The 21630-nt window shown below is 51.8% G+C and carries 21 protein-coding genes and 1 tRNA gene; 14 read left to right on the top strand and 8 right to left on the bottom strand.

Going from position 1 to position 21630, the window contains the following annotated elements; translation table 11 throughout:
* Positions 1 to 38: 38 nt before the first annotated feature.
* The gene (gene coq7, locus EBB59_RS05585) at positions 39 to 683 is read right to left on the bottom strand and encodes a 2-polyprenyl-3-methyl-6-methoxy-1,4-benzoquinone monooxygenase (RefSeq protein ID WP_122101157.1); all 645 of its coding nucleotides are present in this window, start codon (positions 681 to 683) and stop codon (positions 39 to 41) included.
* 183 nt (positions 684 to 866) lie between these two features.
* Between coq7 and rplM the strand changes: the two genes are divergently transcribed.
* The 6 genes from rplM (at position 867) to maiA (ending at position 4498) form a co-directional block, all read left to right on the top strand.
* Positions 867 to 1295 (top strand): 50S ribosomal protein L13, encoded by a 429-nt coding sequence (gene rplM / locus EBB59_RS05580; protein WP_122101156.1) that lies wholly within the window; start codon positions 867 to 869, stop codon positions 1293 to 1295.
* A 13-nt stretch (positions 1296 to 1308) separates the two neighbouring features.
* Positions 1309 to 1701, top strand: coding sequence for a 30S ribosomal protein S9 (gene rpsI / locus EBB59_RS05575; protein WP_122101155.1), 393 nt, complete (start codon positions 1309 to 1311; stop codon positions 1699 to 1701).
* A 173-nt stretch (positions 1702 to 1874) separates the two neighbouring features.
* A tRNA-Gln gene (locus EBB59_RS05570) sits at positions 1875 to 1949 on the top strand.
* A 106-nt stretch (positions 1950 to 2055) separates the two neighbouring features.
* The gene (locus EBB59_RS05565) at positions 2056 to 2790 is read left to right on the top strand and encodes a 2OG-Fe dioxygenase family protein (protein ID WP_122101154.1); all 735 of its coding nucleotides are present in this window, start codon (positions 2056 to 2058) and stop codon (positions 2788 to 2790) included.
* 48 nt (positions 2791 to 2838) lie between these two features.
* On the top strand, positions 2839 to 3828 hold the full coding sequence (locus EBB59_RS05560; RefSeq protein ID WP_122101153.1) for a fumarylacetoacetate hydrolase family protein: 990 nt from the start codon (positions 2839 to 2841) through the stop codon (positions 3826 to 3828).
* A 10-nt stretch (positions 3829 to 3838) separates the two neighbouring features.
* On the top strand, positions 3839 to 4498 hold the full coding sequence (gene maiA, locus EBB59_RS05555) for a maleylacetoacetate isomerase (RefSeq protein ID WP_122101152.1): 660 nt from the start codon (positions 3839 to 3841) through the stop codon (positions 4496 to 4498).
* A 21-nt stretch (positions 4499 to 4519) separates the two neighbouring features.
* Here maiA and EBB59_RS05550 read toward each other — a convergent pair whose 3' ends face one another.
* The gene (locus EBB59_RS05550; RefSeq protein ID WP_122101151.1) at positions 4520 to 5665 is read right to left on the bottom strand and encodes a PilT/PilU family type 4a pilus ATPase; all 1146 of its coding nucleotides are present in this window, start codon (positions 5663 to 5665) and stop codon (positions 4520 to 4522) included.
* A gap of 293 nt (positions 5666 to 5958) precedes the next feature.
* Between EBB59_RS05550 and EBB59_RS05545 the strand changes: the two genes are divergently transcribed.
* The 7 genes from EBB59_RS05545 (at position 5959) to EBB59_RS05515 (ending at position 14811) form a co-directional block, all read left to right on the top strand.
* The gene (locus EBB59_RS05545) at positions 5959 to 6780 is read left to right on the top strand and encodes an ABC transporter permease (protein WP_122101150.1); all 822 of its coding nucleotides are present in this window, start codon (positions 5959 to 5961) and stop codon (positions 6778 to 6780) included.
* Entirely contained in the window at positions 6770 to 8170 is a 1401-nt protein-coding gene (locus tag EBB59_RS05540) for an ABC transporter ATP-binding protein (RefSeq protein WP_122101149.1), read from the top strand. The genes EBB59_RS05545 and EBB59_RS05540 overlap by 11 nt, the downstream gene beginning before the upstream one ends.
* 8 nt (positions 8171 to 8178) lie before the next feature.
* Positions 8179 to 9456: a sulfotransferase family protein gene (locus EBB59_RS13420; protein WP_147455516.1), complete on the top strand. Its 1278-nt coding sequence runs from the start codon at positions 8179 to 8181 to the stop codon at positions 9454 to 9456.
* A 66-nt stretch (positions 9457 to 9522) separates the two neighbouring features.
* Positions 9523 to 11766: a glycosyltransferase gene (locus EBB59_RS13415; RefSeq protein ID WP_147455515.1), complete on the top strand. Its 2244-nt coding sequence runs from the start codon at positions 9523 to 9525 to the stop codon at positions 11764 to 11766.
* Complete coding sequence (locus EBB59_RS05520; protein WP_122101147.1) at positions 11763 to 12680, top strand: NAD-dependent epimerase/dehydratase family protein; 918 nt, start codon at positions 11763 to 11765, stop codon at positions 12678 to 12680. Before EBB59_RS13415 ends, EBB59_RS05520 begins: the two co-directional genes overlap by 4 nt.
* Position 12681: 1 nt before the next feature.
* Complete coding sequence (locus EBB59_RS13410; protein ID WP_147455514.1) at positions 12682 to 13248, top strand: hypothetical protein; 567 nt, start codon at positions 12682 to 12684, stop codon at positions 13246 to 13248.
* A 12-nt stretch (positions 13249 to 13260) separates the two neighbouring features.
* The gene (locus EBB59_RS05515) at positions 13261 to 14811 is read left to right on the top strand and encodes a DUF2142 domain-containing protein (RefSeq protein ID WP_122101146.1); all 1551 of its coding nucleotides are present in this window, start codon (positions 13261 to 13263) and stop codon (positions 14809 to 14811) included.
* A gap of 203 nt (positions 14812 to 15014) precedes the next feature.
* On the opposite strand, the gene galE is transcribed toward EBB59_RS05515, so the two are convergent.
* The 6 genes from galE to EBB59_RS05485 all read right to left on the bottom strand — a co-directional run bounded on the left by galE (position 15015) and on the right by EBB59_RS05485 (position 20429).
* Positions 15015 to 16022 (bottom strand): UDP-glucose 4-epimerase GalE, encoded by a 1008-nt coding sequence (gene galE, locus EBB59_RS05510; RefSeq protein WP_122101145.1) that lies wholly within the window; start codon positions 16020 to 16022, stop codon positions 15015 to 15017.
* Positions 16023 to 17113: 1091 nt separating this feature from the next.
* Positions 17114 to 17482, bottom strand: a complete 369-nt coding sequence (locus EBB59_RS05505; protein WP_122101144.1) for a DUF2304 domain-containing protein — start codon at positions 17480 to 17482, stop codon at positions 17114 to 17116.
* Between the two features lie 2 nt (positions 17483 to 17484).
* The gene (locus EBB59_RS05500) at positions 17485 to 18174 is read right to left on the bottom strand and encodes a glycosyltransferase family 2 protein (protein WP_122101143.1); all 690 of its coding nucleotides are present in this window, start codon (positions 18172 to 18174) and stop codon (positions 17485 to 17487) included.
* A gap of 4 nt (positions 18175 to 18178) precedes the next feature.
* On the bottom strand, positions 18179 to 18568 hold the full coding sequence (locus tag EBB59_RS05495; RefSeq protein ID WP_122101142.1) for a GtrA family protein: 390 nt from the start codon (positions 18566 to 18568) through the stop codon (positions 18179 to 18181).
* A 92-nt stretch (positions 18569 to 18660) separates the two neighbouring features.
* Positions 18661 to 19599: an electron transfer flavoprotein subunit alpha/FixB family protein gene (locus EBB59_RS05490; RefSeq protein WP_122101241.1), complete on the bottom strand. Its 939-nt coding sequence runs from the start codon at positions 19597 to 19599 to the stop codon at positions 18661 to 18663.
* A gap of 83 nt (positions 19600 to 19682) precedes the next feature.
* Positions 19683 to 20429, bottom strand: a complete 747-nt coding sequence (locus EBB59_RS05485) for an electron transfer flavoprotein subunit beta/FixA family protein (RefSeq protein ID WP_122101141.1) — start codon at positions 20427 to 20429, stop codon at positions 19683 to 19685.
* A gap of 136 nt (positions 20430 to 20565) precedes the next feature.
* Here EBB59_RS05485 and rfbB point away from each other — a divergent pair, with 136 nt between their 5' ends.
* On the top strand, positions 20566 to 21618 hold the full coding sequence (gene rfbB / locus EBB59_RS05480) for a dTDP-glucose 4,6-dehydratase (RefSeq protein WP_122101140.1): 1053 nt from the start codon (positions 20566 to 20568) through the stop codon (positions 21616 to 21618).
* Positions 21619 to 21630: the final 12 nt, after the last annotated feature.

Raw genomic sequence — 21630 nt, 5'->3', positions numbered from 1 at the left:
CTTTTATCACGCGCGCTGTGGCGGCGTCAAAGTGGCGTTCACACTCGGTAGGCGACGGCCTTCATCACTTGTGATGCCGCCGTCATCAGGCGCGGGATCGGGAATGGCGGCATGCGGGCGCCGGCGGCTTCGGCCTGATTGGCGTGGCGCGCTTCGTCGAGCTTCATCCGGCCCAGAATGGCGCGGCTTCTGTCGTCTTCCGCCGGTAGCGATCGCAGGTGCTCGTCGATGTGGGCTTCGACCTGGCGTTCGGTCTCCACCACGAAGCCGAGATTCCAGCCGTCGCCGCGCAGGCCGGCCAGCACGCCGATGGCGAAGCTGCCGCCATACCAGAATGGGTTGAGCAGGCTGGGGCGACTGCCCAGTTCGGCCAGGCGTTGGTCGCACCAGGCGAGGTGGTCGGTTTCCTCTTGCGCGGCTTGCAGCAGGTGCGCGCGGGTGAGGGTGTCGCGGGCGACGGTGGCCTGGCCGACGTAGAGCGCCTGCGCGCAGACCTCGCCGGCGTGGTTGATGCGCATAAGCCCGGCGGCATGGTGGCGGGCCGCTTCGTCCAGTGCCGGTTCGGGCAGTCCGCTGGCGGGGGATGGGCGTTCGGCCGGCGGGTGGCCGAATACGGTTTCCAGCGCGTTCTGGCCGCTGGCCAGCCAGCGGTCGAGGCGGGTGAGGCGGCGTGCGTTATCCATCGCGGTATTGTGCGCCAGGCTGGCCTCCCGGCGGATACGGCATGGCAAGGGTTGCGCCGAGTATGGCTGGCGGCTATCATTCCGCCTCTTTTGCTCCACCCCTCCACAACGCGTGGCGAAGTTCCGTGCCGGTCAGCCGGCGCGCAATCAGCCCGACCAGGCATCCAACGAGTCACTCCATCAATGAAGACCTTTACCGCCAAGAACGAGACCGTCCAGCGCGACTGGTACGTGGTCGATGCCGAGGGCAAGACCCTCGGGCGTCTCGCCGCCGAACTGGCCCACCGCCTGCGCGGCAAGCACAAGCCGGTCTATACCCCGCACGTCGATGCTGGCGATTACATGATCGTCATCAATGCCGAGAAGATCACCGTCACCGGCAAGAAGCTCTCGGACAAGAAATACCACCGCTTCACCGGCTACATCGGCAATCTCAAGACCGAATCCCTGGCCGAGGCGCTGGAGCGCCATCCGGAGCGAGTGATCGAAATCGCCGTCAAGGGCATGCTGCCGAAGAACCCGCTCGGTCGCGCCATGTACAAGAAGCTCAAGGTCTACGCCGGCCCCGAGCATCCGCACGCCGCCCAGCAGCCGCAGGTCCTGGATATTTAAGGTTTAGACGATCATGGCACTCCAACAGAATTACGGCACCGGCCGTCGCAAGTCCTCCACCGCCCGCGTGTTTCTGCGCAAGGGCTCGGGCAACATCACCGTCAACGACCGTCCGCTGGACGAATTCTTCGGCCGCGAGACCGCGCGCATGATCGTGCGCCAGCCGCTGGAGCTGACCCAGTCGCTGGACAAGTTCGACGTGGTGGCCACCACCACCGGCGGCGGCACCACCGGCCAGGCCGGCGCCATCCGTCTCGGCATCGCCCGTGCGCTGGTCGAATACGACGAGTCGCTCAAGGCCGAACTGCGCAAGGCGGGCTTCATGACGCGTGATGCGCGCGAGGTCGAACGCAAGAAGGTTGGTCTTCACAAGGCGCGTCGCGCCACGCAGTTCTCGAAGCGCTGATCCGCGCGGCCTTCTGGCATTTTCATGGCGGCTTGCCCGTACTTCGGTATGGGTGGAGTCGCCACTCCCGGCCAGAAGACGATTGGATGGATGCTTCACCAGGCGGGATGCGTTTCGAGGATCTTCACGAAGCGTGTTCCGCCAACGGAAACGACACGATATAATCGCTTCATAGCCCCGTCGCCAAGCGGTAAGGCACCTGACTCTGACTCAGGCATTCGGTGGTTCGAATCCATCCGGGGCTGCCAAACCCGAGACCGGTCGCGACCAGTATGCGATCCGGCCGAGAAAGCCCGCCAATGGCGGGCTTTCGTCGTTATACGCATCGAAAATGCCTATTGGAGAGTTGCGCCGATGTTCCAGCCGCCGTTTTCCACGCTCGATTTCCTGATTCCCGATATACGCGCGCGCGGCTATGCGCTGCTGGCCCCGGATGACGTGGTGCGGTTCACCGGCTGCGCGATGGGCGAATTGGAGGCTTTGCTGCCCGCCTGGGACGACCTGCCACCGGACGAATATCTCCGCGACGGTGGTCGCTACCGTTATCGCCGCCATGCCAGTTATCGCTGCGAACGCGGCGTGCTGGAGGACGTACCGCATCGTGCGCACTGGCAGTCGCTGGATTACAACGCGCTGCATGGCGGCATGTTGCGTTGGTTCGCGCCGGTCAGCGAGGAGACCCGCGCGCGGCCAGCCTGGCATCGTGTCATCACCGCCGTCGCCGCGGTTTGCGACGAGGTGCGTGGCACACATCGCTGGTCGGTGGAGGCGCATCAGTTCCGCATCGACACCAGCGATGGCATCGGCCGCCCGACCCCGGAGGGCGCGCACCGTGACGGCGTCGATTTCGTCGCCGTGTTCCTGCTGGCCCGTCAAGCGATCAAGGGCGGCGAGACGCGAGTGTTCGAGGCCGATGGCCCGAGTGGCCTTCGCTTCACGTTGGAGCAGCCGTGGAGCCTGATGCTGATGGACGACCCGCGCGTGATCCACGAGTCGACCCCGATCCAGCCGGTCGCGGAAGGTGTGAACGGCTATCGCGACACGCTGGTGCTGACCTACCGCGCCGGAGGATTCCAGGACGAGGCATAGCCCACGCCGACTGTGGGAAAATGCATTTTTCCCTGGTTGGACAATCGGATGAAGCTCGGTTCCCTGAAGTATGGCGGCCGCGATGGCACGCTGATCGTCGTTTCGCGCGACTTGCGGCGCGGCGTGCGTGCCGGCGCCATTGCCACGACCCTGCAACAGGCGCTGGAAGATTGGAGCAACCTCGCGCCCCGTCTCAACACGTTGTATCAGGCGTTGAACGAAGGTAATGCCGAGGACGCATTCGACATCGACATGAAAGCGCTCGCCGCGCCGTTGCCGCGCGCCTACGAGTTCGTCGATGGGAGCGCCTACCTGCCGCACGTCGAGCGCGTGCGCCGCGCGCGCGGCGCCGAGGTACCGGAGAGTTTCTATAGCGATCCGCTGATGTACCAAGCGGTCAGCGCGGGTTTCTACGGCCCGCGCGACCCGGTCAAGGTGGTGAGCGAGGATGCCGGGATTGATCTGGAGGCCGAGATCGTCGTCGTTACCGACGACGTGCCGATGGCGGCAGCACCGGAACAGGCCGCCTCGCACATCCAGTTGATCGGCCTGGTCAACGATGTTTCGCTGCGCAACCTGATTCCGCCTGAGCTTGCCAAGGGCTTCGGTTTCCTGCAATCCAAGCCGCGCTCGGCGCTGTCGCCGGTGTTCGTCACGCCGGACGAACTGGGCGACGCCTGGGTGGGCAACAAGGTGCATCTGCCACTTCTCACCCACATCAATGGCCAGTGGTTCGGTGCGCCGGAAGCGGGTGAGGACATGCAGTTCGACTTCGCCCAGCTCGTCGCGCACGCGGCCAAGACGCGTCCGCTGTCGGCGGGCACCATCGTCGGCTCCGGCACGATCGCCAACCAGGACACCTCGCGTGGCGCGTCGTGCTTCGCCGAGCGCCGTACCATCGAGACGCTGGAAACCGGCAAGCCGGTAACGCCGTTCATGTCGTTCGGTGATGTCGTGCGTATCGAAATGAAGGACCGCCAGGGGCGTGACATCTTCGGCGCGATCGAGCAGGTGATCGAGCGCCAAGCGGCACCTTGAGGCGTGCGGGATGAGCACCGATGCGATCACGTTGTATTCGTACTGGCGATCGAGCGCCGCTTACCGTGTGCGCATCGGTCTCAATCTGAAACAGATCCCTTGCAGCATCGCGCCGGTGCACTTGTTGCGCGGCGGCGGCGAGCAGCATGGCGAAGCCTACCGCACCATGAACCCGCAGCAACTGGTGCCGACACTGGTGCATGGCCGGCGTCGCATCACGCAATCGCTGGCCATCCTGGAATACCTCGACGAAATCCATCCCGAGCCCGCCTTGCTGCCGGTTGATGCCGGTGGCCGTGCCCGTGTGCGTGCGTTGTCGATGTTGGTCGCCTGCGACATCCATCCACTCAACAACCTGCGCGTGCTGCGGTACTTGAAGTACGAGGTGGGTATGGAGCAGCCGGCCGGGGATGCCTGGATGCGGCACTGGATGCACGAAGGCTTCGCGGCGATGGAAGCCATGTTGGCCGCTTCGTCCGAGACCGGCGCGTTCTGTCATGGCGATGCACCGACGATCGCCGATTGTTGCCTGGTGCCGCAGCTCTACAACGCGCGGCGTTTCGATGTGGACCTTGCGCCGTATCCATTGCTGACCCACATCGAGGCCAACTGCCTTGCGCTGCCGGCCTTCAAGACGGCACGCCCGGAGAACCAGCCTGACGCGGCCTGATGGCCGCGTCGCCGGTTGGGATCAGAAGTCGGTTTCCTGGAAGCCCTGGGTGATGCCCGATGGCTTGCCGGTGAACACGTCGGCATAGGGGTCGTGCTCGTTCGCGCTGCCTTCCGACAGGCGGAACTTGAGCGCGAGTCCTTCGCGGGAGTCGGCGGCGTTGAGCGCCGATTCCATCGAGATGCGGCCTCCCTTGTACATCTGGAACAGCGACTGGTCGAAAGTCTGCATCTGTTCGGTCAATGACTCCTCCATCGCCGGCTTGATCTTGTGGATTTCGCCGCGGCGCATCAGGTCGCGGATCAGTGGCGTGCCGAGCAGCACCTCGGTGGCCGGTAGGCGCTTGCCATCGAGTCCCTTGACCAGTCGCTGCGAGATCACCGCGTGCAGATTGAGCGAGAGGTTCATCAGCACGTTCTTGTGCGCGGCCTCGGGGAAGAAGTTGAGGATGCGCTCCAACGCCTGATCGGCATTGTTGGAGTGCAGGGTGGCGAGACAAAGATGGCCGGTTTCGGCGAAGGTGATCGCGGCTTCCATCGTGGCGGCGTCGAGGATCTCCCCGATCAGGATCACGTCGGGGGCTTCGCGCATCGCATTCTTGAGCGCGCTGTGAAAGCTCTGAGTGTCGATGCCCACCTCGCGCTGGTTGACCAACGAACGTTTATGGCGGTGCAGGAACTCGATCGGGTCCTCGATGGTGAGAATGTGACCACTCATGCTGCTGTTACGGTGGTCGATCATCGAGGCCAGCGTGGTCGACTTGCCAGAGCCGGTAGAGCCGACCACGAGCACCAGCCCGCGCGGGGAGGTGATGACGTCCTTGAGCACGGGCGGAAGATTGAGCTCCTCAACCGATGGGATATCGGTCCGGATCGCACGGATCACCATGCCCACTTCACCGCGTTGACGGAACACGTTGACCCGGAAGCGTCCAGCATCCTCGATGACAATGGCCATGTTCAGCTCCATCTCGCATTCGAAAGCTTCGACTTGATCCTTGTTCATCAATGAATAAGCAATGCGCTCCACCAGCCCGGATGGCAGATTGGTCGTTCCAAGCGGGTACAATCTGCCCTCCACCTTGATGTGGATGGGCGCGCCGGTCGACAGGAACATGTCCGACCCGCGCTTTTCGGTCATAAGTTTGAGGAAGTGTGCGATGTCCAACGTGGGCGCCTTGGTGATGAATTAATGGCTGAAGTTAGAATTGATTGAGCTAAGAGGTTTTTGATGAAGGCCAGGATGTGGAGTTCTTTAAAAATTCACTGTTGGCTAATATTTTATGACCAGGTAATGGTTCTTGGCAATAGGAGTGTTGCGATGGTCGGGGTGCTTGATCCTTTTCCGTAGTTGGTGTGTCTCTTGATGTTTTTCGGGAATTTTTTATTGTTTTTTAAATCTCATATGGTTTGTATTTTTGAGGCTTCAAAAATTAAGTTTTTAACTTAAAATATTCGCAAATGAAAAAAAATCCATTGCAGAACATTGTCGGGCTGTTGCATTCTATCGTGACGCATCGTGAGATGATTTTCCGATTGACCCAGCGTGAAATATCGAGCAAATATCGTGGTTCATTATTTGGTGTTGCATGGTCGCTGTTGCTTCCACTATTGATGTTGGCGGTTTATACGCTTGTTTTTACTGAGATATTTGAGGCGCGTTGGGAGTTGAATGAGTCGAGAAAGGGGATTTTTGCGCTGGCAATTTTTTCTGGATTAGTGCTGTATACATTTTTTGCTGAGTGTACTTTGAAGGCTCCTGCTCTGCTGCTTTCTAATACTAGTTATATTACTAGGGTTGTATTTCCTTTGGAAATATTGCCCGTAGTTTCTACATTGGCCACATTATTCAATGCGGTGGCTGGTCTGGTTGTGCTTTCTGTTGGGGTTGTGTTGTTAACTGGCCGAATAGAATTGACTTTTCTTTACGCGTTTTTGATGTTGTTGCCGTTAACGTTTATTTGTCTTGGTCTTGTTTGGGTATTGTCGGCGATTGGTATTTATATTCGAGATATTGGATTGATCGTTGCGCCATTAACAACAGGAATGTTGTTCCTAATTCCTGTGTTGTACCCATTGTCACAAGTGCCTGAGCGATTGCGTGGATTTGTAGAAATCAATCCTCTGACTTATTTGATTGAGTCCACACGTGGTGCGATGCTCAGTGGTCGTATACCGGATATGCCGCATTTTGGAGGGGTTTTGATTGGGGCAGTCGTATTCTCTTTGTTGGGTTTTCTATTATTTAATAAGGCGCGAAGAGGGTTTGCGGATGTTGTCTAGCCATGATAGTGATGTCGTAATTAATGTTGAAAATCTAACCAAGGTATATCGAGTTTACCATCGTCCTCATCATCGTTTGTTGCAATCCCTTAATCGTAAGGGGAAATATTTCGATGGGTTTAATGCATTAACTGATGTCAGTTTTAAGGTGGGTAGAGGAGAGACTGTCGGAATTATTGGGAAGAATGGATCTGGGAAATCCACGCTTCTGCAATTAATTTGCGGTGTTTTGGAGCCGACAAGCGGTAGTGTTGAAGTCAAAGGAAGAGTTGCGGCTATCTTGGAGCTGGGGGCTGGATTTAATTCTGAATTTAGTGGCCGTGAAAATTTAATTTTGGGTGCGTCGCTGCTTGGAATGAATGAGGCTCAAGTGCGTGAGGCGATTCCTGAAATTATTAGGTTCTCCGAATTAGAAGGCTTCATTGATCAGCCAATTAAAACTTACTCCAGTGGTATGTATATTCGTTTGGCATTTTCTTTGGCGATCAATGTGCAGCCGGATATTTTGGTGATTGATGAGGCGTTAGCTGTAGGGGATGAGGCGTTTCAGAGGAAATGTTTTGGGAAGCTTGCACAACTGAAATCAGCCGGATGTACCTTGCTGTTTGTTTCGCATTCTGCGGGAAGTATCATTCATTTGTGTGATCGAGCCATCCTGCTTGATGGAGGGTATCGGTTATTGTCTGGTCGTCCGAAGGAGGTGGTGGCATTCTATCAACGCTTGATATACGCGCCTGAGGATAAACGTGGGGCAGTTCTGGATGAAATTCTTCATATGGATGCTTCTGGTATACTGGAAGAAAATGACGATGCGGGAATATCAATAGAAGTTAGTGCCGACCATGCGCCAAATATAGAAATTCATAACGTTGACTCTAGTGAACGTTTTGAGTCGGAGTTAAAATCTACTAGTACAGTGGAATTGGTGTCTAAAGGTGTATGTATTGAAGATGTAAAGATATTTTCTGAATCCGGGGTTTCGGTGAATGTGTTGGCTCCAGATAAAGTATATCGATTAAATTATATTGCAAGATTCTTTAAGGATGGTAGAGCTATAAATCTTGGCATGATGATAAGGTCGGTAGAAGGAATAGAACTGTTTGGGATGACTTCCAATTCGATTGGGGACTCTATTGAATGTATTCCGGCTGGGACTTTATGTAATGTTTCATTCCTGTTTCGCAACCGATTTCTTCCGGGGACATATTTTATAAGTGCTGGTTGTCATGGTGTGGATGAGGAAGGGGAGTTAGGATTTTTATATAGAATTCTGGATGTATGTATCTTCAAAGTCGAAGAGAAACGCTCTTCTCGATTGGTTAGAGGGTATTACGATCTATCTGAAGAGCCTGCATGTCAGTTGTCTTTGAGTCAGGTTGATTGCGAGTAGATATATAAATGAATGGACAATGTGGCCAATCACAAGGTGTTTTTTTACTTGGGATGCATCGGAGTGGAACCTCTGCACTTACTCGTGTATTGAACCTACTAGGCTTACATATCGGCGGAAAACTGCTTCAGGCTGGGATTGGTAATTCCAGTGGTCATTGGGAACCCATTCCTGTAATTGAAATAAATGAGCGAATATTGGCAGCACTGGGTAGGACTTGGAGTGACCCGCGGGAAATGGGGCGGGGGTGGATGCAGAACTCTGAGGTTATGGCACTGCTTCCAGAGGCAAAAATGTTGCTCGCTCACGATTTTAGACCTCATTCTGGTTGGATAATTAAGGATCCAAGATTGTCGAGGCTACTACCTTTTTGGGTTGAAGCTGCTAAGTGCTGCGGGCAAATTGAACTGTCGGCGGTTATTTCATTGCGTCATCCTTGGGAGGTGGCAGTGTCTCTTAATCGTCGAGACGGTATGCCGTTATCTCAAGGTTTTTTGCTTTGGTTTCAGCACAACCGTGAAGCGTTAATTGCATCTGAAGGTATGCGAAGGGTTATTATTAACTATGAAGATCTCCTTAGTGATTGGGGAGGGCAGATAGAACGATTTAATAATTATTTAGAATTACCCCTCAAGTTAAAAAATTCATTGGAAATTGCTGATTCAGTAGAGTCATTTTTAACGAGTGATGCTCGCCATGAAAATTATGAAAAATCTAATGCAGATGTGCCCAAGGTATTGGTTGATTTTTTCATGAAGATGAATGTGGCTCGGGATGAGGAGGGAATTAGAGAAGCGCTAGATTACGCGAACTCTATTTGGGAATCTGCAAGTTTTTACAGTGAGGCATTGACTGATATCCATATATATTGTACTCGGTTGCAGGCGCGTGTAACTGAGTTAGAAGGCTTGGCGCTTGATAGTAATGGGGAGGTAGGGAAGCACCTTAAAAATATTTCTGATCATTTGTCTCGTGCTGATTGGGTTAATAAAGAGCTGGAGAATAAATGGCGAGATTCTGAGGATAGACTTCAATGTTTATCAATAAGAGAAAAAGAGCAAGAAAAACAAAATAATATATTGCAGTGCAAGTTGGATGAGTTGGTTCGAGAAAAAGGAATTCTTGACGATAAAGTAAAAGGCTTATGTGAAAAGCTAAAATTTTATATTGACAGTAATTTCTTGACGGGCGAATTAACATTACAAATAGAGAGAAATAATAAACAGTCTTATGAGCTCCAAAAGATACTTGCGCAATTGGCGGATTTGTCCATCCAAATAAATTGATGCAAAACAAAGACGTGCCAATGGGGCTTGATTCCTGATTAAAAAGGAAGGAAAGGAAAGAAGGAAATGAGTTGCGATGTCAAAGATATGGCTATTGAATTAAAACCTAAAGTTAGCATCATTATCCCAGTTAAAAATGCATCAGGAATTATTGGATCTGTATTAGAGGCCGTTTCGGGTCAGGTGGTTCCTTGGGGCTTTGAAGTAATTGTGATTGATTCGGGGTCGAATGATGGGACTTTGGATATTATTAACAGCTATACTTTTGTGCAATTGGTGCAAATTCCTCCTAAAGAGTATGGGCATGGTCGCACTCGGAATCTTGGAGTAAAACTTTCTAAAGGAAAATATGTTGCATTCTTGACTCATGATGCAATTCCAGCGAATAATAAGTGGCTGCTAAATTTAGTTAGCCCACTAGAAGATGATTCTAGGATTGCGGGAGTATTTGGTCGCCATATTGCACATGACAATGCTAGCTTTCGCATTAGTAGAGAGCTTGACCAGCATTTTGAGAATTTTCATCAGGCTGGTAAAGTTTTTTGGATCCAGGATGCTGAGCGTTACCAAAATGATCTGGGGTATAGGCAAAACCTTCATTATTATTCAGATAATAATTCATGTTTAAGAAGATCGATATGGGAACATGTTCCTTATCCCGATGTTGATTTTGCTGAAGATCAGTTATGGGCTAAGTCTATAATTGAGAGAGGTTATCGGAAAGCTTATGCACATGATGCAGTGGTTAAGCATTCACATGACTTTGGTGTTGTTGAAACATTTAAGCGGTCTTTCGATGAATCGAAAGCCTTTAGAATCCATTTTGGATATATTCTGGGTGGAGCGAATCTATGGGAAGCATTCTGTAGTGGTCTTACAGCTGCTTTGGGCGATTATAGGTATACTCGATCAGAATGCCCAAAGAGTACTGTTGCAATTGCTTGTGTCGCTGCGGGATGTCAGTTTGCAAAGCACTTGGGACATTGGTTGGGACGGCATTCAGACAAGTTACCTCACTGGGTACAGCGCGAGGTTTCTTTGGATATGAAGCTAAAGTACGGTAAATTTCGGATTGGTGAGGGAATTATAAAGTTCATAAGAATAATGCGATCAGAAGGTAGTCGATCAGCATTGGCAAGGACTTTTGGTTTACTATCCAAAAAAATTAATTCATCAGTAGTAGTGATGGAGTCAAAGAAGGATGTTGCTGGTTTTTTTCGAGCAGTATATTCCCCTGAATATTGCAATCAAGCTAACCCTATACTGAGAGTTTCATTGGATTTCTCTGCTGATGTGGATATTCTCTGGTTTATTCCAGATTTTGGAGCAGGATCAGGGGGGCATTTAAATATTATCCGATTTGTTAGTGGCCTTGAAAAGCTTGGTATGAGATCGGCTATAGTTATAGTTGGAGGACATTCTCATGCCAACCATGGTGAGGCTAAAGCAAAACTAGATAAATATTTCGGTGAAACAAGCTCATTAATATATTTTGAAGAGGATTTGTTGCCTAAGGTTAATAAAATTATTGCAACGAGCTGGATCACAGCTCATTTTGCTAAGCACTATTCATCATCTGAGCTGGATCGATATTACTTTGTTCAGGACTATGAGCCATTGTTCTATCCGGCCGGGTTCGATGCCATAGCAGCAGCTGTAACTTATAGTCTTGGGTTTCAGTCGATTTGTGCAGGAAGCTGGATTGTGGAGGAGCTTAAGCAGCGTCATGGGGTTAAGGCGCTTGGGTATTTTGGATTTTCCTATGATAAAGAAATATATAAAAGAGTTCCCAAGCGAGATAACGTGGAGCGGGTGTTTTTTTATGTTCGGCCACCTACGGCTCGAAGAGGATTTGAACTGGGGTTGTTGGCGCTTGACTTAGTTGGACGGTTGCGGCCGGGGGTGAATTTTATATTTGCCGGTTGGGATGTCTCGGATTATCGTTTTGACCATATACATTTGAATGCTGGAGTATTACATACCTCTGAATTGCCGGATCTTTATTCTCAATGCGATGTTGCTTTGATTCTTTCTTTCAGTAATATGTCTCTTTTACCCTATGAGGTAATGGCTTGTGGGTGTGCAGTAGTTACTAACAATGACGCATGTGCAACATGGGGATTGAATAAGGAGGTTGCAGAATTTGCTGCGGCTACGCCGGAAGCGTTGGCACAGGCAATCATACGATTGCTTGAAGATAAAGATGCACGTGCCAAGAGAGTTGAAATAGCAAGGAAATTTGTAGAGGAAACTTGTTGGGACCGTGAAATCGGCAAGGTTGGTCGCCTCTTGGTGGGAGCAGGGGAATGATTTCTAAGGCTGTGATTTTAGGCGGGGGAGGGTTCCTTGGAACACACTTAACAAATAAACTTCTCTTAGAGGGAGTTGATGTCGTTTCGATTGGGCGTAATCCAATTGTTGGTAGAAATTCTCATATAGTGGCTGATCTTTTTGAGCTTGACTCGCTGGATATTTTATTGAAAGGCGCGGATGTTTGTATACATTTAGTTACGAGTGTTGTTCCATCTAGCGCAGAGCGTGGGGGATATGCCGAGCTCGAAAAAAATCTTGCGTTAGCATTTCGGATTGCTGAGTCATGCCGAAAGACCAATGTGTGTAAGCTGATTTTTGCCTCTTCGGGAGGAACAGTTTATGGGCAAGATGCTATGGGGGCTAATGAAGAATGTGCTTGCAAACCTATTGGGCTTTATGGCGTGCAGAAGCTTGCCATTGAGTCTACTTTGCGTAGCTGCTTGCGTAACACTTCTTGTCATTTGGTGAATTTGCGTATTGGTAATCCTTATGGATTAGGGCAAGAGGGTAAGAAAGCACATGGAATTATTGGACATATTTTGAATTCCATCGAGACTGGATTGCCTTTTTCTGTATGGGGAGATGGTAGTCAGGTTCGCGATTATATATACATAAGCGACGTGATGGATGCATTTTTCCAGAGTATATTGTATTCTGGAGAGAAGGATGTATTCAATATTGGAACTGGTATTGGGGTTTCTACCAATGAATTGATAGGTATTTGTCAAGAAGTTCTTGGAAAGAAAGTGTCAGTTATCTACGAAAAGCATCCTGAGTATGATGTAAATAGAGTTTCCTTGGATATAGGAAATGCCCAATCGGAGTTGGAATGGCAGCCTATAGTAGGCTTGCGTGAAGGCATTGGTATGTATTACAGAGAATGGCTAAAGAAAAATTATGAGAGGAAATAATATGTTTAGAAATATATTCCCCCCGTTGTTAGCATTGTCTATGGTCTCATGCTCTCAATATGAGAGTCCTCCTCAGGCAAGTGATAAATATCAAGAGGAAGAACTTGATAAGTTAAATGCACCGGCCGTCATTGAGCAAGCTCCGGCGAAGCTTGATGCACGGGTTGAATTGCCGGATGGATGGGATTACTCAAGGATATCCCCCGGAGAATGCATAACCCACATTGATCAGATCAATGGTGTGCCAGCAAAATCTATGCCATATGCTAGGTCTAGTGATATTACTATCGTAGGATGGAATGTAACTTCATCTAAGTCGGATGCAACACCGGAAGTGATTTATGGGGTGTTTAAACCGTACGATCAAAGTAGCTCAGGTGCTTTGCTGAAAGCGGAAAGAAAGCCTCGTCCAGATGTGGCTGGAGATAATAGACTATATGCAAATGCCGGGTATGAGGCCCTTGGGAAATTTCCGGCAGATCCTGGTCGTTATCGTTATTATATTTGGACAGGTACGCCGGATGCTATTGTCGAATGCGATAGTAAGGTTATTATTGTTGTGAATTGATGGGGGGTAAGCATGATCTCTACTGAAAGATGGTATGGGGTATTTATTTTAAGTATGCTCCTAGCTGCTGTGGTTCTGCTGGGGATTATGTTTAATATAATCTGGCTACTCCTTTCGGTATTTCTTATGGGGGGGGTAGGTGTGGCTTGCATGCGAGTAGCGAAATATTCTCGAGCTTTGGGAGTTCAAGCCCTTCAAGAAAGATTGTATATTCTGGTTTTCTGTTTTGTAGCCTTTTCTTCTTTGTTGCTATCTGTGTTAATTCCGCCTCAGCAATCCCCGGATGAGACTGCGCATTTTGGTCGTGCATATAGTTTGCTAAATAATGAGGTGCTGATAAAAAGGTTGGAAGGCAGAGCAAATCAACATATGGATGAGGGGTTTCATGAGTATGATAGGGTATGGAGTTCAAGCCTTCCTTTTAAACCGGATAATCAGGTAACACGGGAAATGCAAGAGCAAGCCCGGGCGCTCAAGTGGCATGATAAGGAGTTGGAATATTATAATCCGGCTGCGGTTTATTTCCCGTCACTTTATTTGCCTGCCTCATTAGGTATTGGATTGGCTAAATGGTTGCAGCAACCACCATGGGTTGCTGCAAGTTGGGCGCGATTTGGTATGTGGTTCATAGCTATATTGTCAATGGGACTGGCACTATCTATTATTCAGGTTGGGCGATGTTTTATGGCGGCAGTCATGGTGCTGCCAATGACATTGGCGCAAATAGGTAGTTCGAACCTTGATAGCATAACAATTTCAGGGACTTTTTTATTGATTTCAATATATACTTGGCAGTTGTCTAGCCATGCTATTAAAGCCCCGCAGAATATTAGGCGATGGGGTGAGGGGGCTAGTTGGTTACTTCTGTTGCTGTTAGCAATGGCAAAGCCTGTATTTTTAGTTTTGTTGTTGCTGCCTTTATATATATATGAAGGAAGGCGTGAACGCAAATGGAGAGGTTGGGGAGTGGGGGCGATGATCGTTTTTATGGTTTTAGCCTGGCAGCTTCATGTTTCATATAACTTTGAGAACCCTAATCCATCTGTGCAAGAAGCCCCATTGTCTCGTCTCTTTGAGGCTTTAACATCTCCATTAGATACGATAAATTTGTTTTTTCATACCTTTAATGAGAAAATTTTATTCTACTGGGAATCAATGGTTGGTATTTTAGGGTGGCTCGATACTCCGTTGCCTAAGGGGGCATATATTTTAGCCGGAGGGTTACTTTTTATATCATTGATTTCGGATATGATGGGGCCTGCTCGTATTGATTCTTCAGCGAAATTGGTGTTGGGCTTGGTGTTTTTATCTTATGTGGTTGGGGTTATGTTAATGTTGTGGGTGGCATGGACACCAGTTGGCAGTAAGGTTATTGAGGGCGTACAAGGTAGATATTTTCTGCCACTCTTGCCGGTGATGGGTGTGGTATTGGCAGGTATGCTGAGTTCCAAATTTTCAGCCTCTAGTTTGTATAAAAAAGTTGTTGTAGTTTTTTTTATTATTTATATGGTTTCATTTACAGTCGATATCCCTTCGTTGTTGATTTATCGCTATTGGCTTTAAATTTGATGGTTGTGCTTGGGTTGTAACTTCTGCGCATAAATTATGTGGCGTAATTGATGATCGGTTGTGTGGTTTGGCTTGGTGGGAGGGGATAGTCTCCCGGGTGATGTGACAGTTCGCTTGCCATTAAGGTCATTTGGGAGGTGGATTCCATCAACATATTTAGTTAATAAACCTGCTGATCACAGAAGCAGAAGGAGGTACTAGGTCTGTTCATCCAACTGCTGTTGCCAGCGCCAGGCATCGGCGCACATCTGCTCAAGGTTGTGTTGGGCCCGCCAACCAAGTAGCTTTTCAGCAAGCGCTGGAGCGGCATAACAGGTTGCTACGTCTCCGGGACGACGTGGGCATACTCTCATCCGTATATGTCGGCCACTGATACGTTGAAAAGTATCGATGATTTCTAGCACGCTGTAGCCATGGCCTGTGCCAAGGTTTACAGTTAGCGCTTTCTCTTGCGATATTAGGTATTCCAATGCTCGGATATGTGCGATGGCTAAATCGGTGACATGGATATAGTCGCGAATGCCAGTGCCGTCGCGAGTAGGGTAATCATTACCAAATACACGTACGTATGGGTGCTGGCCAGCAGCAGTTTGGGAAACAAAGGGGAGTAGATTATTAGGTACTCCGATTGGTAATTCACCGATCAGGCCACTTTTATGGGCGCCGACGGGATTGAAATAACGGAGGATTGCCGGCAGGATGCCTCCGTTTGCGCTAGCTATGTCGCCGATTAATTGCTCGCAAACAAGTTTGGTTCGACCGTAGGGGTTGCTGCTACCTAATGGTGATGCCTCATCCACAGGTTGTTGTGGTGCCTCACCATATACGGTAGCCGAAGAGCTGAATACCAAAGGGCGTATGCCAGAGGTCTTCATTGCTTTAAGCAGGCTAAGCGTGCCGCTTATGTTGTTATCAAAATACTCTAGCGGGACCGACTGGCTCTCACCCACCGCCTTGAGGGCGGCAAAATGTATTACTGCTTCAATATCATGATGTTGCAAAGCTTGAAGCACGGTGGGAGTATCGCGTATGTCAGCTTCAAGGAATAATGGGCGCTTACCGCAAATGCGTGCAATACGTTCTATCACTTTAGGGGTACTGTTGCAGAAATTGTCGAGGATGACGACATCATGGCCGCGCTCGATCAGTTCGATACAGGTATGGGAGCCGATGTAGCCGGCACCGCCGGTCAGCAGAACGCGCATGTTTAAACCTGGAATGGGTATGGGATTGGCCGGAACTTCTGGGCTTCCCCATATCCTATACGTAATCGCTTATCTCGCCCACTCTCATTGATTCTCCCTATCGTTATGGGGGTTTTTAAGCCATGTTTGGCTCTCATAGATCTGCAGGCGCAGCACATGAATACGACCCGTACCTGAGTGTTGTACGTGGTGTAAGGCAAGCAAGGGCAGTCCGGTGCCGTGGTCTTGAATGGTCACACTTACAATTCGCTTGGCTAGCGAAAACGGCCCAAGGGTGGCTATAAGTGGAAGAACGTCAGCAAGACATGTCGGATGCTGTCAACGAGTAGGAGCACCTAGATGCTATGTTGTGCAGGAAAAGTGCTTAACGTGATAGGCGAGACGCTGAAGTTGGCTTGGTGGATTAGGGAGCCTGCTGCGAAGATGTGGCAGAACCAGCGAAGGGAGGAGGCATTCACTTGTTGGTGGTCAAGCGTCTAAAGCCAAGAAGGATTCGTATTCCTGTTCAGGGGCTGGCAGGTCGAATGTAGCTTTGGCTGAATCAATTGCTTCGGTGGTTGGCTTGGGAGTGTGGGGGATTGTCAAAACCTTGGCAGGGCTACACTTCGCTATTTTGATGTGTCGATAATGTCGACGTGATCCCTTAACGTGCTTAACATATTCTGGGGGGGTATTAAAGATGCGGTTCTTACAATCCGTCCGTTGGGGCGGATATAAATACAAGAGAAGCAGCAAGGTATACATGCTTATAGGTATACCTGGTTATCAACTGACGATGTGGAAGTCTCACTGGCTAGAAGCAAAAACGACCAGGGTCTGATCCCCGGCATGAGAAGTTCAACAGGTATTGGAGATGCCGACTTCGTTAACTAAGACCATATGAGAAAAGAACTGACAAAAGCAGAGGCAGTGGAAGATATTGAACTACTTGTGGTGAAGTTGCCAAAGATCAGGGTAGCACGGGCTATCTTTAGTAGTTAGAGGGGATTTCGACTGCTCAATAGGTCTCGGTTCTTAGTATGCGACTAAGAACGGTTGCTGAAATATTGGTCAACTGGTACAGGGTATTGGAAGTGCGAGGGGGGGGGGGCTCACTCGTCACTATGCTGCCCCGGCTGCCTTGCGGTGTCTGGATTATTCAACGCTTCCAAGATCGCAATGCGACGGGCGAGATGTACGATCTGTTTTTGGTTCTGTTTGTCCTTGGCATAGGTATTGAACATTTGGAATGCTACTACCTGTACTAGAGCATAGACCAGCAAATCAGTGCCACGGCCAACGCCAACTATGTGGGCTAGTGCTGTAAGGCTATCAGGAACCATGATCGCAATGATCGCTGCAATTATGAAGCCGACTAGAAGGACTTTCTTAAATGCGTTGGACCAGCTCGTGCCCCGTGATGTAAGAAAGTACCACGCGATGGTCAGAGTCGAGGCGATCAGTAGGAATCGAATGAGCATGGTTACTTAATCACTTTCCTGAGGATGGCATCGAATGCAATATTGATGGCGTTAATCATTGACTGTCCCTTGCTACGGGAGTATTCGCTATAAATGATCGTGACTGGAACTTCGGCATAGCTAAACCTCTCCTCGCCAATACGTTCCACGATCTCTGAGGCATGTGAGAAGTCGGGGAGTTCCAGTTTCAGGCGCTCTGCCGCCGAGCGATGGATCACACGTAAGCCATTATGGGTGTCGGTGAGGGTTACGCCTGTGGTGGTGTTGGAAAACCATACGGCCAATTTTAGGATCAATCGCTTCATCTGCGGCATATTGATAGCTTTTCCGAGGAAGCGTGATCCCATCACGATTTGTATTTTGTGCTGCTTTGCGTAGGCAAGCATGCTTTCTACGTCTTCAATCCGGTGCTGACCATCGGCATCGAAGGTCACAATATATTCTATGTTCGGGTCGAGCAATGCCGCGTCGATACCCGTTTGCAACCCAGCACCTTGACCCAGATTGATTGGGTGTTTAATCAGGCGCGCATGCGTTTCAAGTACACGGCTGGGCGTATCGTCCCGACTTCCGTCGTCGACCACTATGACATTCGGAAAGCTATGTGGTATGGCCAAGATTGTGTTCTTGATCGCGCTGCCTTCATTGTAGGCTGGGATGACGATGGCGACATTGGAGTATTCGAGTGACATGGAGTCATGCCTTGCCGGTGTGCTGATTGAAGACAAGTTTTGAAAAAATCAAGTAGTTACAGCCAGCAATGCATGCCATAACCAACAGTTTGGAAACGTACTGATTCAGCCCGATGGGACCGGTCAATAGCAACATCGCCGCGTTACCTGCTACAAGGTTAATCCCGGCAATTGCACCATATTTTAGAAGTTCCGCTTTCATCTCGCCGTGGCTGTGAAATACCCAGCCACGGTTGAGAAGGAAGCTGACGATGAAGCCACAGGCGAAGCTAAGCGTTTGGCTTAGTACCAGCCAAGCGCCTCCCAGGGTTGCATGCATAAGGATGAAGATCAGGTACTCCGTCGCTGCGGCTGTGCCGCCGGAAATCAGAAACCTGAAAAAACGTCCATCCATGAAGAAAGATCGCACTGTCAAGTGGAAGGGGGGTAATAAAAATTTTGTTTGGTGGTATCTGTGGCTCGTATCGTTGTTCGGTATAAGTGCCGTTACAGCGTTTTTTCAAGCTCAGGCAAGATTGAGAACAAATCCCCCGCCAACCCGATATCCGCAATCTCGAAGATCGGGGCATCGGCATCCTTATTGATGGCGACGATCGTGCCGGCATCCTTAATGCCGGTCAGGTGCTGGATGGCGCCGGAAATGCCTATAGCGATGTAAAGTTCCGGGGCGATGATCTTGCCGGTCTGTCCAACCTGCATGTCGTTGGGGACGTAGCCGGCATCGACCGCCGCGCGCGAAGCGCCGACGGCAGCGCCAAGCTTGTCGGCCAGGTCGTAGATGATCTTGAAGTTTTCGGCGCTGCCGACGCCGCGGCCACCGGATACCACCCGGCGTGCGCTTTGCAGGTCGGGGCGGTCGGATTTGCCGGATTCGAGTTTGATGAAGCGGGTATGGTTCGGGAGTTGAACGTCGAGCGTCAAGCTCTCGACCGCCGCATTGCCGCCGCCGGCGGTTTGCGGCCAGGACGCGGTACGAATGGTGGCGATGACGATCTGATCGGCGGGAGCCTCAACGGTGATGATGGCGTTGCCGGCATAGATCGGGCGGTTGAAGGTATGCGGGCCTTCCACCTTCATCAGGTCGGAAACCTGGGCGACGCCGAGCAACGCGGCGACGCAGGGCATGAGGTCTTTGCCGAAAGTCGTGCTCGGGCCGAACACGTGGCTGTAGCCGGCGGTCAGCTTGGCGATCTGCGGCGCCAATATCTGGGCAATGGCGTGCTCGTTGGCGGGGTTGGCGATGGCCAGTACCTTCGATACGCCTTCGAGCAGCGCAGCCTCGGCGGCGATGCCAGTGGGCTCTGCGGCGAGTACGGTGATGTCGATGGCTTCGGGGTTCAGGGCCTTGGCGGCCGATACGCATTTGGCGGTGGCGGCGTTGAGTTTGCCGTCCTGATGCTCGGCGATGATGAGGACTTTGGACATGGTGAGCTCCACTGGATCTTTGGGGGCCGATGTGTCGGCAATGTGGAATACTGTGGCGCGCCGGTCGTCCCGGCGCGGCGGCATCACAGCAATCCCTTTTCCTTCAGCTTGGCGACGAGTTCCGCCGCGTCTTTCACCATCACGCCGCGGCTGCGCTGGGTTGGCGCGGCGTAGTGGCTGATCTTGAGCGTATCGGCGCTCTCGACGCCCAGGTCGGCCAACATGATGGTTTCCAGCGGCTTGCTCTTCGCTTTCATGATGTCTGGCAGCTTGATGAAGCGTGGTTCGTTGAGGCGCAGGTCGGTCGTGATCACGGCCGGAAGGTCGATTTCGAGCGTTTCCAGCCCGGCATCCACTTCGCGGGTGACGCTGGCCTTGCCATCGGCGACTTCCAGCTTGCTGGCGAACGTGGCCTGTGGGCGGCCCCACAACGTGGCCAGCATCTGGCCGGTCTGGCTGGCGTCGTCGTCGATCGCCTGCTTACCGAGCAGGACGATGTCCGGTTGCTCCTTTTCGACCAATTTCAGCAGGGTGCGGGCGGCGCTCAGCGGTTGCACCGGGCCATCGGCCACTACGTGGATCGCCCGGTTGGCGCCCATGGCCAGGCCATTGCGAAGATGCGGCTGGGCATCGGCGGGCGCGATGGCAGCGACCACCACTTCGGTGGCGATGCCCTTGTCGCGCAGGCGCAGGGCCTCTTCGAGCGCGATGTCGTCGAACGGATTGGCCGAGAGCTTGACGCCATCGGTCACGACGCCCGAACCATCGGGTTTGACCTGGACGCGAACGTTGGCGTCGATGACGCGTTTGTAGCCGACGAGGATTTTCATGATTGTGGCAGCATCCTGAAAGCATGCGGGCAGCTCCCGCCTGAAAAAGCATTCTAACTGACGCTTGGCGGGTGGCAGGCGGTGGTCGGCAGGCGGGGCTTACAATGGCCGCTCCTCAAATCTATGGACTGGGAACATGCGGACTTGGCTAGTCACCGGCGGCGCCGGTTTCATCGGCGGCAACTTTGTGCTGGAGGCGGTACGCGGTGGTGTCAAGGTGGTCAATCTGGACCTGCTGACCTATGCCGGCAACCGCGACACGCTGGCCACGCTGGATGGCGATCCCCGCCATGTGTTCGTTCAGGGCGATATCGGTGACCGTGAACTGGTGGCGAAGCTGTTGGCCGAACACCAACCCGATGCGCTGATCAACTTCGCAGCCGAGAGCCATGTCGACCGGTCGATCGACGGGCCGGGGGCCTTCGTCCAGACCAATGTGGTCGGCACTCTGGGCCTGCTGGAGGCGACTCGCGACTATTGGAAAACCCTCGATGAAGCGAAGCGTGAGGCCTTCCGCTTCCTGCACGTCTCCACCGATGAGGTCTACGGCTCGCTGGGCGATACGGGCCTGTTCACCGAGAGCACGCCGTATGCGCCGAATTCACCGTATTCGGCCAGCAAGGCGGCCTCGGATCACCTGGTGCGGGCTTTCCACCACACCTATGGTCTACCGGTGCTGACCACCAATTGCAGCAACAACTACGGGCCTTACCAATTCCCGGAAAAGCTGATCCCGCTGGTCATCGCCAAGGCCATGGCCGGCGAGCCGCTGCCGATCTATGGCGATGGCAGGAACGTGCGCGACTGGCTTTACGTCGGCGATCACTGTGCCGCGATCCGTGCCGTGCTGGAGAAGGGCGTGGCGGGGGAAACCTACAACGTCGGCGGCAATGCGGAGCAGCGGAACATCGAGGTGGTGAAGACGATCTGTGCGCTGCTGGACGAGAAGCGGCCACGTACCGATGGCGCGAAATACGAATCGCAGATCACCTACGTCAAGGATCGCCCGGGGCATGACCGCCGCTATGCCATCGATGCTTCGAAGCTCAAGCGCGATCTGGGGTGGGAGCCCGCGCATACGTTCGAGCAGGGCATCGCCGATACCGTCGACTGGTACCTCGCCCATCAGGCGTGGGTGGACCGTGTGCTGGATGGCTCGTACCGGCTCGAACGAATCGGCCAGGCGTAAGGAGACGCGGAC

Source organism: Solilutibacter pythonis (assembly GCF_003697345.1).
Classification (GTDB): domain Bacteria; phylum Pseudomonadota; class Gammaproteobacteria; order Xanthomonadales; family Xanthomonadaceae; genus Solilutibacter; species Solilutibacter pythonis.
Note: the sequence above shows the minus strand (reverse complement) of the source record. Positions and strands in the feature narration are given on the sequence as shown.

What these genes read in the sequence shown, in the direction of transcription:
- coq7 (WP_122101157.1), bottom strand. Translation starts at nt 683, where the DNA reads ATGGATAACGCACGCCGCCTCACCCGCCTCGACCGCTGGCTGGCCAGC.
- rplM (WP_122101156.1), top strand. Translation starts at nt 867, where the DNA reads ATGAAGACCTTTACCGCCAAGAACGAGACCGTCCAGCGCGACTGGTAC.
- rpsI (WP_122101155.1), top strand. Translation starts at nt 1,309, where the DNA reads ATGGCACTCCAACAGAATTACGGCACCGGCCGTCGCAAGTCCTCCACC.
- EBB59_RS05565 (WP_122101154.1), top strand. Translation starts at nt 2,056, where the DNA reads ATGTTCCAGCCGCCGTTTTCCACGCTCGATTTCCTGATTCCCGATATA.
- EBB59_RS05560 (WP_122101153.1), top strand. Translation starts at nt 2,839, where the DNA reads ATGAAGCTCGGTTCCCTGAAGTATGGCGGCCGCGATGGCACGCTGATC.
- maiA (WP_122101152.1), top strand. Translation starts at nt 3,839, where the DNA reads ATGAGCACCGATGCGATCACGTTGTATTCGTACTGGCGATCGAGCGCC.
- EBB59_RS05545 (WP_122101150.1), top strand. Translation starts at nt 5,959, where the DNA reads ATGAAAAAAAATCCATTGCAGAACATTGTCGGGCTGTTGCATTCTATC.
- EBB59_RS05540 (WP_122101149.1), top strand. Translation starts at nt 6,770, where the DNA reads ATGTTGTCTAGCCATGATAGTGATGTCGTAATTAATGTTGAAAATCTA.
- EBB59_RS13420 (WP_147455516.1), top strand. Translation starts at nt 8,179, where the DNA reads ATGAATGGACAATGTGGCCAATCACAAGGTGTTTTTTTACTTGGGATG.
- EBB59_RS13415 (WP_147455515.1), top strand. Translation starts at nt 9,523, where the DNA reads ATGAGTTGCGATGTCAAAGATATGGCTATTGAATTAAAACCTAAAGTT.
- EBB59_RS05520 (WP_122101147.1), top strand. Translation starts at nt 11,763, where the DNA reads ATGATTTCTAAGGCTGTGATTTTAGGCGGGGGAGGGTTCCTTGGAACA.
- EBB59_RS13410 (WP_147455514.1), top strand. Translation starts at nt 12,682, where the DNA reads ATGTTTAGAAATATATTCCCCCCGTTGTTAGCATTGTCTATGGTCTCA.
- EBB59_RS05515 (WP_122101146.1), top strand. Translation starts at nt 13,261, where the DNA reads ATGATCTCTACTGAAAGATGGTATGGGGTATTTATTTTAAGTATGCTC.
- galE (WP_122101145.1), bottom strand. Translation starts at nt 16,022, where the DNA reads ATGCGCGTTCTGCTGACCGGCGGTGCCGGCTACATCGGCTCCCATACC.
- EBB59_RS05505 (WP_122101144.1), bottom strand. Translation starts at nt 17,482, where the DNA reads ATGCTCATTCGATTCCTACTGATCGCCTCGACTCTGACCATCGCGTGG.
- EBB59_RS05500 (WP_122101143.1), bottom strand. Translation starts at nt 18,174, where the DNA reads ATGTCACTCGAATACTCCAATGTCGCCATCGTCATCCCAGCCTACAAT.
- EBB59_RS05495 (WP_122101142.1), bottom strand. Translation starts at nt 18,568, where the DNA reads ATGGATGGACGTTTTTTCAGGTTTCTGATTTCCGGCGGCACAGCCGCA.
- EBB59_RS05490 (WP_122101241.1), bottom strand. Translation starts at nt 19,599, where the DNA reads ATGTCCAAAGTCCTCATCATCGCCGAGCATCAGGACGGCAAACTCAAC.
- EBB59_RS05485 (WP_122101141.1), bottom strand. Translation starts at nt 20,429, where the DNA reads ATGAAAATCCTCGTCGGCTACAAACGCGTCATCGACGCCAACGTTCGC.
- rfbB (WP_122101140.1), top strand. Translation starts at nt 20,566, where the DNA reads ATGCGGACTTGGCTAGTCACCGGCGGCGCCGGTTTCATCGGCGGCAAC.